Raw genomic sequence first — 13230 nt, 5'->3', positions numbered from 1 at the left:
GGTGCGCATCGACGTCCTGACCAAGGAGTATCCGCCCACGATCTACGGTGGCGCCGGGGTCCACGTGACCGAGTTGGTCCGAGCGCTGCGGGCGGAGGCCGACGTACGCGTGCACGCCTTCGACGGGCCGCGCGACGAGCCCGGCGTGACCTCCCATCCGGACCTGACCGCCCTCGCCGGGGAGAACCCGGCCATCCGGACGCTCGGGGTCGACCTGTCGATGGTGGGCGCGTGCGCCGGCGCCGACGTCGTCCACTCCCACACCTGGTACGCCAACCTGGCCGGCCATCTCGCCGGCCTCCTGCACGACGTGCCGCACGTGGTGTCCGCGCACTCGCTCGAGCCGATGCGGCCGTGGAAGGCCGAGCAGCTCGGCGGCGGCTACCGGATCTCGTCGTGGGCCGAGCGCACCGCCTACGAGTCGGCCGCGGCGGTCATCGCCGTCAGCGCGGCGATGCGTGACGACGTGCTGCGCTCCTACCCGGCCGTCGACCCGGCCCGCGTCCACGTCGTCCACAACGGCATCGACACCGCGGACTGGTCGCCGGTGGACGACCCCGACCGCTGCCGGGCGCTGGGCGTCGACCCGGACCGGCGCTCGGTGGTCTTCGTCGGCCGCATCACCCGCCAGAAGGGGCTTCCGCTGTTCCTCCGCGCAGCCGCCGCGCTGCCGCCGGACGTCCAACTCGTGCTCTGCGCCGGCGCTCCCGACACTCCGGAGATCATGGCCGAGGTCGAAGGTCTCGTCGCCGACCTGCGCTCGACGCGCGAGGGGGTCGTGTGGATCGCCGAGATGCTGCCGCGCCGCGACGTGTGCGCCCTCCTCACCCAGGCCACGGTCTTCGCGTGTCCGTCGATCTACGAGCCGCTCGGCATCGTCAACCTCGAGGCCATGGCCTGCGAGACGGCCGTCGTGGCCACGGCGACCGGCGGCATCCCCGAGGTCGTCGTCGACGGCAGCACCGGATGGCTGGTGCCGGTCGAGCAGGTCCAGGACGGCACGGGCACCCCGGTCGACCCCGACCGCTACGTCGCCGACCTGGCCGCGGCACTCGTCGACGCGACCAGCGACCCGGAGCGCGCCCGGTCGTACGGCGCCGCCGGCCGCAAGCGGGCGATCGAGGACTTCAGCTGGCCGGCCATCGCGACCCGCACCCTCGAGGTGTACGACGCCGCGCGCGGCTGACCGCGGCCCCAGATGGACGACCGCAGCGCGCTCGGCCCGGCCGACGTCGAGGACCCCGTCCTCGCCGAGATGGTGGCCGCGCTCCTCGCCGCCGACGACGTGGAGCTGCGGTCGTCCTCCGCCCAGGTCGTGGACTACGACCTGCCCGCGATCACGACCGGCGGGCGGTGGTGGGTCACCGGCACCGCGGCCGTCGACGGCCGGGTCCGCGAGTTCCGGCTCTTCGTCAAGCACGTCCACGAGTGGACCCGCTCGCCCCTGTTCACGGAGGTCCCGCCCGAGATCCGCGCCTGGGCGGCGGCGATGGTCCCCTGGCGGACCGAGGGCGCCGTCTACCGATCGGACCTGGGCGAGCACCTGCCGTCGGGGTTGGCGCTCCCCCGCGCGCTGGGCGTGCACGACATCGACGAGGGCTCCTACTCCGTGTGGCTGGAGCCCGTACCGGTCGCCGAGACCGCCTGGGATCTCGCGCGCTACCGCCGGGCCGCCCTCCTCCTCGGACGGTTCGCGGGCAGCCCCCACGTGCGCTCGCTCGCGGACGTCGGAGGGCACGAGTGGACCATCGCGTCGTACGTCGAGGGCCGCCTGGGCCACCAGGTCCTGCCGATCCTCGGCAGCGAGGACGTCTGGCGGCACCCACTGGTCGAGGGCGCCTTCGCCGACCTGCGTCCCCGGATGCTCGGAGCGGTCGAGCGACTGCCGGCCCTGACCGCCGAGCTGCTGGCGCAACCGGTGCTGGTCGGCCACGGCGACGCGTGCCCCAACAACCTCCTGGTGCGCCCGGACCGCGACGGGTTCACGATGATCGACTTCGGCTTCTTCGGCCCGGTGCCGGTCGGCTTCGACCTGGGGCAACTGCTCGTCGGGGAGGCCCAACTGGGCCGCTGCGCGGCGGACGATCTCGCCGCGCGCGACGAGGCCTGCCTGACGGCGTACGCCGAGGGGCTGGCCGCGGAGGGCGTCGAGCTCGACCTTCCGACCGTTCGCCGCGCCCACGCGCTGCATCTGCTGCTGTTCACCGGGCTGTCGGCCATCCCGTTCGAGCACCTCGGCGCGGAGCCGACGGACGCACTGCGGGCGATGGCCGCCACCAGGGCCGCCATCGCCCGCTACAGCCTGGACCTGCTGGATCAGACCGGCTGAGGCCTCGTCCGCGGCCCCGAGGTCAGCTCCTCCCGGCGCGCCTGACGCTGCCGGGTCAGGAGAGGTCGAGCCCGGGGTAGAGCGGGTGCTTGTCCAGGAGCTCGGCCGCCGCGGCGTGCACCTTGTCGGCGACCCCGTCGCCCAGCGTGTAGGACGCCTTCGAGGGCGCCCCGGCGGACGTGGTGCCGGGCTTGGTGTTCTGCAGCACCTCGACGATGAGGTCGGCGACGACGTCGAACTCCGCGGCGCCGAAGCCACGGCTGGTGAGCGCCGGGGTGCCGATGCGGATGCCGGAGGTGTACCAGGCGCCGTTGGGGTCGGCCGGCACGGAGTTGCGGTTGGTGACGACACCGGCGTCCAGCAGCGCGGACTCGGCCTGGCGCCCGGTGATGCCGAAGGAGCTGACGTCGAGCAGCACGATGTGGTTGTCGGTGCCGTCGGTGACCAGCTTGGTGCCGCGCTTCATCAGGCCCTCGGCGAGCGCCTTCGCGTTGTCGGCCACGGTCTGCGCGTAGCCCTGGAACTCCGGCGTACGTGCCTCCGCGAAGGCCACCGCCTTGGCTGCCATCACGTGCGAGAGCGGACCGCCGAGCACCATCGGGCAGCCGCGGTCGACGCTCGGGGCGTACTCCTCGGTCGCGAGGATGAAGCCGCCGCGCGGACCGCGCAGCGACTTGTGCGAGGTGCTGGTGACGACGTGCGCGTAGGGCACCGGGTCCTCGTCGCCGGTGAACACCTTGCCGGCGACCAGGCCGGCGAAGTGGGCCATGTCGACCATGAGGGTGGCGCCGACCTCGTCGGCGATCTCGCGCATCTTGGCGAAGTTCACGCGGCGGGGGTAGGCGGAGTAGCCGGCGACCAGGATGAGCGGCTTGAACTCCTTGGCCTTCGCCCGCAGTGCGTCGTAGTCGACCAGACCGGTCTCGGGGTCGGTGCCGTACTGCTGCTGGTGGAACATCTTGCCGCTGATGTTGGGCCGGAAGCCGTGGGTGAGGTGACCACCCGCGTCGAGGCTCATGCCGAGGAGGCGCTGGTTGCCGAACTCGTGGCGCAGCCGCTCCCAGTCGGCGTCGGAGAGGTCGTTCATGTTCTTGACGCCGGCGTCCTTCAGCCAGGGGCCCTCGATGCGGTGGGCCAGGATCGCCCAGTACGCCGTCAGGTTGGCGTCGATGCCGGAGTGGGGCTGGACGTAGGCGTACTCCGCGCCGAACAGCTCGCGGGCGTGCTCGGCCGCGAGCGCCTCCACGGTGTCGACGTTCTGGCAGCCGGCGTAGAAGCGGTGGCCGACCGTGCCCTCGGCGTACTTGTCGCTGAACCAGGTGCCCATGGTGAGCAGCACGGCCGGTGAGGCGTAGTTCTCGCTGGCGATCAGCTTGAGCGATGCTCGCTGGTCGGCAAGCTCCTGGCGCGTCGCCTCGGCGATGCGCGGCTCGACGGAGGCGATGACCTCCAGTGCCTGGTTGTAGGCGCTGCTGACGAGGTCGCCGTTGAGGGTGTTGTCGCTCATGGCGCACAGCGTAGTGGTCGGCGCCGGTGGCGTGCGGGAACGGTCGACAGGTGGTGTGACCTGTGTCGCAGCGGCCCTCCGCCTGCGCCCCTTGCGCGGACACGTCGTCCGCATCCTGAGACTTGTATCCAGATGTTGAGATCCGCATTTGTGGGGACGGCGTCCGAGGGGTGAGACTCATTGACATGGTCACTGCTGCCACTCATGCGCACCTCGTGGTTCGACGCCACGTGGACTTCGGGCGCACGCGCAGCATGATGTGTTGGCCCCGCTGACGTCGCCGCCGCATCCATCCGAGCCGCGCGCCCCGACCACCTCGGCGCGCCCATCAGCGAAGGACCTCCTCCCCGCATGCCTGACCTGCGCTTCAAGCCCGAGCGAGCCAAGTTCACCGAGATCCCGCGCCCGAAGCGCGCGGAGGGCCAGTGGGCTCTGGGCTACACCGAGCCGCTGAACAAGAACGAGCAGTCCAAGAAGGACGACGACCCGCTCAACGTGCGGGACCGGATCCTCTACACCTACTCCAAGCGGGGCTTCGACTCGATCGACCCGGCCGACCTGCGCGGCCGGTTCCGCTGGATGGGCCTCTACACCCAGCGCAAGCCCGGGATCGACGGTGGCCGTACCGGGTCGATGGAGGAGGAGGAGCTCGACGACCGCTACTTCATGCTGCGGGTCCGCTCCGACGGCAAGCTGCTCTCCCCCGCCGCGGTGCGCGCGCTGGGCCAGATCGGCGTCGACTTCGCCCGCGACACCGCGGACGTCACCGACCGGCAGAACATCCAGTACCACTGGATCGAGATCGAGAACGTGCCCGAGATCTGGGAGCGCCTCGACTCCGTCGGCCTGCACTCGCTGGAGGCGTGCGGCGACTCGCCCCGCCCGTTCCTCGGCTCGCCGGTCGCCGGCGTCGCCAAGGACGAGATCATCGACGGCACCCCGGCGCTGGAGGAGATCGAGCGCCGCTACATCGGCAACAGGGACTTCTCGAACTTCCCCCGGAAGTTCAAGACCGCCGTGACCGGTCACCCGAGTCAGGATGTCTCCCCCGAGACCAACGACGTCTCGTTCGTCGGCACCGTGCACCCCGAGCTCGGCCCCGGCTTCGACGTGTGGGTCGGCGGCGGCCTGTCCACCAACCCGATGCTCGCCCAGAAGCTCGGCGTCTGGATCCCGCTCGACGAGGTCCCCGACGTGTGGGCCGGTGTCGCCGGCATCTTCCGTGACTACGGCTACCGCCGCCTGCGCTCGCGCGCCCGGCTGAAGTTCCTCGTCGCCGACTGGGGCGTCGAGAAGTTCCGCGAGGTCCTCGAGAACGAGTACCTCGGCAAGAAGCTCGAGACCCTCGCCTCCCCCGAGTCGCCGGTCGGTCACCGCGACCACGTCGGTGTCCACGAGCAGAAGGACGGCAAGTTCTACGTCGGCATCGCACCGACCGCGGGCCGGGTCTCCGGCACGCTGCTGGTGCAGCTGGCCGACCTGCTCGAGGAGTACGGCGTCGCCGGGGCCCGCCTCACGCCGTACCAGAAGATCGTGCTGATCGGCGTCGACGGCGCCGTCGTCGACGCGCTGCTCGACCGGCTCGACGAGATCGGCCTCTCGGCCCGACCGTCCGCCTGGCGCCGCAACACGATGGCCTGCACCGGCATCGAGTTCTGCAAGCTGGCGATCGTCGACACCAAGAACCGCGCGAGCGACCTGGTCGACGAGCTCGAGAAGCGGTTCCCGGACCTCGACACGCCCATCACGATCAACGTCAACGGCTGCCCCAACGCCTGCGCCCGGACCCAGGTCGCCGACTTCGGCCTCAAGGGCCAGCTCGTCGTCGACGAGTTCGGCGAGCAGGTCGAGGGCTTCCAGGTGCACCTCGGCGGCGCCATCGGCCTGCGGGCCAACTTCGGCCGCAAGCTGCGCGCCCACAAGGTCACCAGCAAGGGCCTCGACGACTACGTCTCGACGGTCGTCGGCAACTACCTCGCCGATCGCACCGACGGCGAGGCGTTCGACGCCTGGGTCCATCGTGCCGACGAGGAGCTGCTGCGCGGCGAGAAGGCGCTGGAGTCGGTCTGATGTCCGAGGAGTCGGTGTCGTCGCGGGCAGTGCCCTACCACTGCCCGTACTGCGGCGAGACCGACCTGTGGCCGCACGAGCCCACCGGCTGGGAATGCCGAGGGTGCCGTCGGGCCTTCAAGGTCGAGCTGCTCGGCCTCATCAACCGGGCGTCCGGCACCAGCACCCACCCCACCGCCAACGAAGAAGGAGGGGCCTCATGACCACCGCCACCACGCGTGCCGCTCGCGAGTTCCGCGGGTCGCACACCGCCGGCCGGTCTCCTGAGGAGCTCCGCGAGCTGGTGTCCCACTGGGGCGCCGAGCTCGAGCTCGCCCCAGCCGAGGTCATCATCGAGTGGGCCGCCGCCACCTTCGGCGAGCGGTTCTGCATCACCTCCTCGATGGGCGACGCCGTCCTGGCCCACCTCGCGGAGAAGGTCGTGCCCGGCGTCGACGTCGTCTTCCTCGACACCGGCTACCACTTCGTCGAGACCATCGGCACCCGCGACGCCGTCGCGGCCACGATGAAGGTCAACCTGATCTCGATCACCCCGGTCCAGTCGGTGGCCGAGCAGGACGCCGAGTACGGCCCCGAGCTCTACAAGCGCGACCCCGACCTGTGCTGCGCGCTGCGCAAGGTCAAGCCGCTCGCGGACTCCCTGGCCGGCTACGACGCCTGGGCGACCGGTCTGCGCCGCGCGGAGACCCACAACCGGGTCATCGCTCCCGTGATCGGCTGGGACGCGAAGAAGCAGAAGGTCAAGGTCTCCCCCATCGCGCGGTGGAGCGACGAGCAGGTCGAGCGCTACATCGCCGACAACGGCGTGCTGGTCAACCCGCTCGTGTACGACGGCTACCCGTCCATCGGCTGCGCGCCGTGCACCCGCCGGGTCGCCCCGGGCGAAGACCCGCGCAGCGGCCGGTGGGCCGGCACCAACAAGACCGAATGCGGGATCCACTCATGACCGATCCCTGTGTCGCCCGCATCCAGGAAAGGGGAAACCGACGATGACCGCTCCGGCACTCATCGCCCTGGCCCACGGCAGCCGTGACCCGCGCTCGGCCGCCACGATCTCCGCGCTCGTCGACGCCACGAAGGCGTTGCGTCCCGACCTGCGCATCGAGAAGGCGTTCCTCGACCTCGCCAAGCCGAGCTTCCACACGGTCGTGGACCGGCTGGTGAAGGCGGGATACGACGAGATCGTCGTCGTACCGCTCCTGCTCGCGGAGGCCTTCCACGCCCGGGTCGACGTGCCCGAGGTGATCGCCGAGGCCACGACCCGCCACCCCGGCCTGCAGATCCGTGCGACCGCCGTGCTCGGCCTCGAGCCGCGCTTCCTCGAGGTCCTCGACGAGCGGCTCCGCGAGGCGCTCAAGGAGGCGCGCATCCGCGAGCTCGACGCGCTCGTCCTCGCGGCCGCGGGCACCTCCGACCCCCTGGCCAACCAGGCCGTCGCCCGGCTCGCGCGGCTGTGGGGCGCGCACCACAAGCTGCCCGTGACCGCGGCGTACGCCACCAGCGCTCCCCCGGCCACCGGCGAGGCGGTCCGCGCCTTCCGCGCCGAGGGCCGCCGTCACATCGCGGTGGCCTCGCTGTTCCTGGCTCCCGGCAACCTGGTCGACCGGGCCACGGAGCTCGCCCTCGAGGCCGGTGCCGTCGCCGTGGCCGAGCCGCTCGGCGCCCACCCGGAGATCGCCCGGACCATCCTCGCCCGGTACGCCGTCGGCGCGGTGGAGCTGGTCCCCGTCTAGCGCGACCCGGCGCGTCCTGACCTCAGATCGACGTCGACCCGGCCCATCCTTACCTCGCAAAAGGTGAGGATCGGCCGGGTCGACGCAATTCGGAGGTGAGGATGGGCCGGGTCGACGCAATTGGCAGGTGAGGATGGGCCGGGTCGACGCAATTGGGAGGTGAGGATGGGCCGGGTCGCGCTAGAGGACCAGGCACTCCAGCAGGTGCTCGAGGGTGCGGGCGGGGTCGGCGGTGACGCCGCCGTGGACCGGGCCGGGCTGGACGACGGTGCTTCTGGGCGCCTTGAGGAAGCCGAAGCGGGTGCTGGGGTCGTCCTTCTCGGCGCGCGAGCCGTAGGCGGTGGCACGCACGCCGACGCCGAAGCCGGCATGGGCCTCGCCACGGCAGACCTTGTCGACCATCTCCAGGGCCGCACGGACCGCGTCGACGTCGACCGCCGCGTGCAGGGCGCGGAGCCGGGCGGGATCGACCGCGGAGCGCACGCCGAGGAAGTCCTCGGCCGGGCAATGGAGCACCACCCCCACGTTGACGAACTCCTCGCGCTCCACCCGCGGGACGCAGCGCAGGGTGACGTACTGGTAGGGCTGGTAGGGCCTCATGACGCCGCCCGGGCCGTCGGCAGCCAGGCCCGATCGCCGTCACGGCGGGCGGCGAGGAACGCGACGTACCTCTCCCGCAGGGCGTCCGCGGACTCGGCGCCGGGGACGGGCTCCAGCCAGTCGTCGCAGACGTCGGCGAGGACGGCGGCCAGGGCGTCGTCGGTCAGCCGAGCGGCGAGGTGGCCGTCCTGCGCGGCGGCTTGGCCGGCGTACCCGCCGAGGATGTGCTCGGACGCGTCGTAGGGCTGCGCCGCGAAGCGGGCCGGGTCACCGGGGCCGCCGGGCCAGGAGTGGTGGAAGTAGAGCGAGGCGCCGTGGTCGATCGCCTGCAGGGTGCCGCGCCAGACGAGCAGGTTGGGGTTGCGCCAGCTGCGGTCGACGTTGGCGGTGAACGCGTCGAGCCAGAGCACCCGGCCGGCGAGATCGGCGTCCGGCTCGCTCGTAGGGTCGTAGCCGAAGGAGCCCGGCAGGAAGTCGATGCCGAGGTTGAGCCCGGCGCTGGCGTTGATCAGGTCCTGCACCTCCTCGTCCGCCTCGTAGCGCGCGATTTCCGGATCGAGGTCGAGCACGACCTGCTCGGGCGTGGGTACGTCGAGCAGGCGGGCGATGCCGGCCACCACGACCTCGGCGACCAGGACCCGGGTGCCCTGGCCGGCGCCACGGAACTTGCACACATAGGTCCCGAGGTCGTCGGCCTCGACGATCCCCGGCAGGCTGCCGCCCTCGCGCAGGGGCGTCACATAGCGGGTGACGGCGACCCGCTCCATCACAGGGGCTTCTCGTCCCGCAGGCGCTGCTTCTCGTGCTCGACGTCGAAGTCGGCCTTCGGCCAGCCGAGGTCGAAGGAGCGCAGGGCGTCGTGGAGCAGGGTTCCGATGGCGAGGTTGCGATACCACTTCTTGTCGGCCGGGATGACGTGCCAGGGAGCGACCTTGGTGTTGGTGCGCTCGATGGCGATCTCGTAGGCCTCCTGGTAGGCCGACCACCGCTCGCGCTCGTCGACGTCGCCGGGGTTGTACTTCCAGTGCTTGGTCTCGTCGTCGAGGCGGGCGAGGAGTCTCGCCTTCTGCTCGTCGGCCGAGATGTGCAGCATGCACTTGATGATCGTGGTGCCCTTGGCCTCCAGGTCGGCCTCCCAGGCGTTGATCGCGTCGTAGCGTCGCTCGATCTCCTCGGTCGGTGCGAGCGAGCGGACCCGCGCGATGAGCACGTCCTCGTAGTGGGAGCGGTCGAAGACGCCGATCAGCCCGACCGGCGGCAGCGCGTTCGTGATCCGCCACAGGAAGTCGTGGGCACGCTCCTCCTCGGTCGGCGCCTTGAATGACGTGATCCGCACGCCCTGCGGGTCGACGAGGCCGACGGTCGAGCGGAGCGTGCCCCCCTTGCCGGAGGTGTCCATGCCCTGCAGGACCAGCAGGACGCTGCGACGCCCACCCGACTTGCCGTCGGCGAAGAGGCGCTCCTGCAGGTCGGCCAGCTCAGGACCGAGCGCCAGCAAAGCGGCCTCCCCGTCCTTCTTCCTCCCGTCGAAGCCGGGAGCGGCGTCGGTCTCGACGGCCGCCAGGTCGACCGGGCCCGGCGGGACGCGCAACCCGGACGTCAGGTTCGAGAGAGGGAAGCTCATGGCTCGGAACCCTAGTGGGCCTGGCCGCCGCGGCGGTCGACCAGCGGTGGCGTCGACGACCACGGGAAGTCGATCCAGGCGTCCGTGCGCCGCCAGACGTACTCGGGCCGGATCACGGTCCACGGCTTCTCGTAGATCACCGCGGTGCGCGCCTCGGCGACGTGGTCGGCGAAGAAGTCACGGACGACCTCGAGCGTCTTCCCGGTGTCCGCGACGTCGTCGGCGATCAGCACCCGCATCCCGGTCAGGTCGATGGCCGCCGGCGTCGGCGGAAGCATCATCGGCACGTCGAGGCGCTGGTTGACGCCGGTGTAGAACTCGACGTTGACCGCGGACAGGTTCTTCACGTCCAGCGCGTAGCCCAGGCCCATGGCCAGTCCGAGCCCGCCCCGCGCGATGGCGAGGACGATGTCGGGCTCGAAGCCGTCGTCGACGACCTGCTGGGCGAGCTCGCGCACCGCGGTGCCGAACAGGTCGTAGGTGAGGATCTCGCGCGCGGGCACCGGCGCCTCTTCAGTCGTCACCGGACCATTCTGCACTGGCCCGGTCGGCGCCGAGCTCGGACCGGACCACGGCGTATGCGGTGCCCGGCGAGTAGCCCTTGCGGGCGAGCATCCCGACCAGGCGCCGGGTGGCGACCTGCTCGTCGACGCCGCGCAGGGTGCGCAGCCTCTTGCGGACCAGCGCCCGGGCGTTGTCCTCCTCGTTGCCGGGATCGATCTCGGCGAGCACGTTCTTGGCGGTCTCGTCGGCCACGCCCTTGCGACGCAGCTCCACCGCGAGCGCCGTCCGGGCCAGGCCGCGGCTGCGCTGCCGGCCCTCGACCCAGGCTCGGGCGAACGCCTCGTCGTCGACGAGGCCGACCTCCTCGAACCGGTCGAGAAGGCGCGTGACGATCTCCTCGGGGACGTTGCGCCTGGCCAGCCGGTCCTCGAGCTCACGACGGCTGCGGGCCTTGATGCTCAGCTGGTCGAGGAGGATCTTGCGGGCCACCGCCTCGGGGTCGGCGTCCTCGGTCCAGCCGTCGTCCTCGGGCGGTTCGTCCGTGCGCATCGATCGCCTCCTCGCTGATCGGGTGGGAGTGGGCTGTCCGTGGGGGCTGTCCGTGGGGGCTGTCCGTGGGGGCTGTCCGTCCGGGCGCCTCCGGCGCCTCCCGAGAGGGACCCTCGCGGCTCGGAGCGGGGACCCCGCCGTCGGCGCCACTCACCTTCGTCAGGTCATGTCGTTCCAGCGCCGACGGCACCCCGACATCGCCGCGAGGGTCCCTCTCGTCCGACACCCTGCAACGCCCGGACGGACGCAACGTGCGGCCCCGCGCTCTCGAAGCGAACCTCGGCAAGCCGCGTCTTGCCGCCCGGCGAAGGCTGGACCTGCGAAACCCGACCGCGGGGCCGGCAGCGTGTCGCCCTGCGGCGAAGCCGCGTCGGGTGAGGGCGGCGGCGCGAGCGCAGCGAGGGCTGGCGACCTCACCCGACTGGCGACACGCTCGGCCCAACCGATCAGAAGCTGTCGACGCCGATGGGGTCGTCGGAGAGGTCGTCGGGGCCGTCCACGGTGGGGGTGACGCCGAGCTTCTCGAGGATCTTCTTCTCCAGCTCGTTGGCCAGGTCGGGGTTGTCCTTGAGGAAGCTGCGGGCGTTCTCCTTGCCCTGGCCGAGCTGGTCGCCCTCGTAGGTGTACCAGGCGCCGGCCTTGCGGATCAGGCCGGCCTCGACGCCGACGTCGATCAGGCTGCCCTCGCGGGAGATGCCCTTGCCGTACATGATGTCGAACTCGGCCTGCTTGAACGGCGGGGCGACCTTGTTCTTGACGACCTTGACCCGGGTCCGGTTGCCGACCATGTCGGTGCCGTCCTTGAGGGTCTCGATCCGGCGCACGTCGAGGCGCACGGAGGAGTAGAACTTCAGCGCGCGACCACCCGTGGTGGTCTCGGGCGAGCCGAACATGACGCCGATCTTCTCGCGCAGCTGGTTGATGAAGATGGCGGTCGTCTTGGACTGGTTGAGCGCACCGGTCATCTTGCGCAGCGCCTGGCTCATCAGGCGGGCCTGGAGGCCCACGTGGCTGTCGCCCATCTCGCCCTCGATCTCGGCGCGGGGCACGAGCGCGGCGACGGAGTCGATGACGATCAGGTCGAGGGCGCCGGAGCGGATCAGCATGTCGGCGATCTCGAGGGCCTGCTCGCCGGAGTCGGGCTGCGAGACGAGCAGGGCGTCGGTGTCGACGCCGAGGGCCTTGGCGTACTCCGGGTCGAGGGCGTGCTCGGCGTCGATGAACGCCACGATGCCGCCGGCCGCCTGGGCGCTGGCCACCGCGTGCAGCGAGACCGTCGTCTTTCCGCTGGACTCGGGGCCGTAGATCTCCACCACGCGCCCACGCGGGAGACCACCGATGCCGAGCGCGACGTCCAGCGCGATCGACCCGGTCGGGATCACGTCCAGGGGGGCGCGCGAGTCGTCGCCGAGCCGCATCACCGATCCCTTGCCGTACTGCTTCTCGATGTTGAGCAGGGCGGTCTCGAGCGCCTTCTGGCGGTCGTCTCCAGCCATGGTCCTCGTCTCCTTCGTGTCGTGGTGGGCCAGGTACGTCGGCGACGCTAGAGCGAGGTCCCGACACAACCTGATCAGTCGTGCCGTGGTTGTGGACAACCCGCCCGGACGTCGTACCTGTGGACAGCCGAGGGACCGGAACGGACCGCCTGCTGCCGTCCGCCCAATCTATCCGAACGCCTGTTCGAAGTCGCGTCACACCACTCGGCGTGTCGGCTCCGATCCGCGGCCCTCGCCGATCGCGCGTGCCGCGCAGCCGAGCACGCCGACGACGAGCAGCAGGCTCGCCAGGGCGAGCGCGGGGTAGCCCGCCGCCCCGACGATGACGCCGGCCACGGCGCCGGCCGCCGCGGCGGTCAGCCCCATCACGAGATCGGAGACACCCTGGACGTCGGTGCGCACCTCGAGCGGCGCGTGCTCGGCGACCAGCGTCGAGGCCGAGACCATCGCCAGCGACCAGCCGAGGCCGAGCAGGAGGAGACCGGCGGTGACCTGCCAGGACATCCCACTCGGCGCGGAGGCACACAGGAGCAGCGCGGCGAGGAGCACGACTCCCCCGGCCGCGAGGACCGGCGCGCGGCCGAGCCGGTCGGCGAGCAGGCCGACGAGCGGGGAGAAGGCGAACATGCCGAGTACGTGCACGCTGATCACGATGCCGATCACCTCGAGGCCGGATCCGCCGTGCTCCATGTGCAGCGGGGTCATCGTCATCACGCCGATCATGGTGGCGTGCGTCAGCGCCAGGCCCGCGATGGCGTAGCCGAGGACCGGCCGCTCCCGCACGGCGCCCGCCGTCCGGCCCCACGAGGAGCCGGTCG

At 71.5% G+C, this 13230-nt stretch carries 14 protein-coding genes; 6 read left to right on the top strand and 8 right to left on the bottom strand.

The window, feature by feature from the left end; translation table 11 throughout:
- Position 1 precedes the first annotated feature (1 nt).
- Together glgA and FHP29_RS11255 are read left to right on the top strand one after the other, a co-directional pair.
- On the top strand, positions 2-1186 hold the full coding sequence (glgA, locus tag FHP29_RS11260) for a glycogen synthase (RefSeq protein WP_139623314.1): 1185 nt from the start codon (positions 2-4) through the stop codon (positions 1184-1186).
- Between the two features lie 12 nt (positions 1187-1198).
- Entirely contained in the window at positions 1199-2329 is a 1131-nt protein-coding gene (locus FHP29_RS11255; RefSeq protein WP_139622962.1) for a phosphotransferase, read from the top strand.
- Between the two features lie 55 nt (positions 2330-2384).
- Here FHP29_RS11255 and FHP29_RS11250 read toward each other — a convergent pair whose 3' ends face one another.
- Positions 2385-3836 (bottom strand): glycine hydroxymethyltransferase, encoded by a 1452-nt coding sequence (locus FHP29_RS11250; RefSeq protein WP_139622961.1) that lies wholly within the window; start codon positions 3834-3836, stop codon positions 2385-2387.
- A 351-nt stretch (positions 3837-4187) separates the two neighbouring features.
- Here FHP29_RS11250 and FHP29_RS11245 point away from each other — a divergent pair, with 351 nt between their 5' ends.
- Genes FHP29_RS11245 through FHP29_RS11230 form a run of 4 tightly spaced genes read left to right on the top strand, consistent with a single transcriptional unit; the run spans position 4188 to position 7639 of the window.
- Entirely contained in the window at positions 4188-5906 is a 1719-nt protein-coding gene (locus tag FHP29_RS11245; protein WP_139622960.1) for a nitrite/sulfite reductase, read from the top strand.
- On the top strand, positions 5906-6109 hold the full coding sequence (locus FHP29_RS11240; protein ID WP_240044449.1) for a hypothetical protein: 204 nt from the start codon (positions 5906-5908) through the stop codon (positions 6107-6109). The genes FHP29_RS11245 and FHP29_RS11240 overlap by 1 nt, the downstream gene beginning before the upstream one ends.
- The gene (locus FHP29_RS11235; protein WP_139622959.1) at positions 6106-6852 is read left to right on the top strand and encodes a phosphoadenylyl-sulfate reductase; all 747 of its coding nucleotides are present in this window, start codon (positions 6106-6108) and stop codon (positions 6850-6852) included. The genes FHP29_RS11240 and FHP29_RS11235 overlap by 4 nt, the downstream gene beginning before the upstream one ends.
- 43 nt (positions 6853-6895) lie before the next feature.
- Entirely contained in the window at positions 6896-7639 is a 744-nt protein-coding gene (locus FHP29_RS11230; protein ID WP_139622958.1) for a sirohydrochlorin chelatase, read from the top strand.
- Between the two features lie 180 nt (positions 7640-7819).
- Here the strand turns inward: FHP29_RS11230 and FHP29_RS11225 are convergent, their stop codons facing one another.
- From FHP29_RS11225 to FHP29_RS11195, 7 genes are all read right to left on the bottom strand, one after another.
- Complete coding sequence (locus FHP29_RS11225) at positions 7820-8239, bottom strand: DUF3037 domain-containing protein (RefSeq protein WP_139622957.1); 420 nt, start codon at positions 8237-8239, stop codon at positions 7820-7822.
- On the bottom strand, positions 8236-9006 hold the full coding sequence (locus FHP29_RS11220; RefSeq protein WP_139622956.1) for a HipA family kinase: 771 nt from the start codon (positions 9004-9006) through the stop codon (positions 8236-8238). The genes FHP29_RS11225 and FHP29_RS11220 overlap by 4 nt, the downstream gene beginning before the upstream one ends.
- Positions 9006-9863, bottom strand: coding sequence for a PPK2 family polyphosphate kinase (locus FHP29_RS11215; RefSeq protein ID WP_139622955.1), 858 nt, complete (start codon positions 9861-9863; stop codon positions 9006-9008). Before FHP29_RS11215 ends, FHP29_RS11220 begins: the two co-directional genes overlap by 1 nt.
- Positions 9864-9874: 11 nt before the next feature.
- Positions 9875-10387: a phosphoribosyltransferase gene (locus FHP29_RS11210; protein WP_240044448.1), complete on the bottom strand. Its 513-nt coding sequence runs from the start codon at positions 10385-10387 to the stop codon at positions 9875-9877.
- Positions 10377-10916 (bottom strand): regulatory protein RecX, encoded by a 540-nt coding sequence (locus FHP29_RS11205; RefSeq protein ID WP_139622954.1) that lies wholly within the window; start codon positions 10914-10916, stop codon positions 10377-10379. Before FHP29_RS11205 ends, FHP29_RS11210 begins: the two co-directional genes overlap by 11 nt.
- 446 nt (positions 10917-11362) lie before the next feature.
- Positions 11363-12412, bottom strand: coding sequence for a recombinase RecA (gene recA / locus FHP29_RS11200; RefSeq protein WP_139622953.1), 1050 nt, complete (start codon positions 12410-12412; stop codon positions 11363-11365).
- Positions 12413-12607: 195 nt separating this feature from the next.
- Positions 12608-13230, bottom strand: a 623-nt coding sequence (locus tag FHP29_RS11195; protein ID WP_139623311.1) for an MFS transporter, incomplete at its 5' end; no start/stop codon positions are given.

The organism is Nocardioides albidus (genome assembly GCF_006335005.1).
GTDB lineage: Bacteria > Actinomycetota > Actinomycetes > Propionibacteriales > Nocardioidaceae > Nocardioides > Nocardioides albidus.
This window is presented reverse-complemented; position numbering and strand designations above follow the sequence as displayed.

Coding starts and splice junctions, on each gene's coding strand:
- FHP29_RS11255 (WP_139622962.1), top strand. CDS start 1,199: ATGGACGACCGCAGCGCGCTCGGCCCGGCCGACGTCGAGGACCCCGTC.
- FHP29_RS11250 (WP_139622961.1), bottom strand. CDS start 3,836: ATGAGCGACAACACCCTCAACGGCGACCTCGTCAGCAGCGCCTACAAC.
- FHP29_RS11245 (WP_139622960.1), top strand. CDS start 4,188: ATGCCTGACCTGCGCTTCAAGCCCGAGCGAGCCAAGTTCACCGAGATC.
- FHP29_RS11240 (WP_240044449.1), top strand. CDS start 5,906: ATGTCCGAGGAGTCGGTGTCGTCGCGGGCAGTGCCCTACCACTGCCCG.
- FHP29_RS11235 (WP_139622959.1), top strand. CDS start 6,106: ATGACCACCGCCACCACGCGTGCCGCTCGCGAGTTCCGCGGGTCGCAC.
- FHP29_RS11230 (WP_139622958.1), top strand. CDS start 6,896: ATGACCGCTCCGGCACTCATCGCCCTGGCCCACGGCAGCCGTGACCCG.
- FHP29_RS11225 (WP_139622957.1), bottom strand. CDS start 8,239: ATGAGGCCCTACCAGCCCTACCAGTACGTCACCCTGCGCTGCGTCCCG.
- FHP29_RS11220 (WP_139622956.1), bottom strand. CDS start 9,006: ATGGAGCGGGTCGCCGTCACCCGCTATGTGACGCCCCTGCGCGAGGGC.
- FHP29_RS11215 (WP_139622955.1), bottom strand. CDS start 9,863: ATGAGCTTCCCTCTCTCGAACCTGACGTCCGGGTTGCGCGTCCCGCCG.
- FHP29_RS11205 (WP_139622954.1), bottom strand. CDS start 10,916: ATGCGCACGGACGAACCGCCCGAGGACGACGGCTGGACCGAGGACGCC.
- recA (WP_139622953.1), bottom strand. CDS start 12,412: ATGGCTGGAGACGACCGCCAGAAGGCGCTCGAGACCGCCCTGCTCAAC.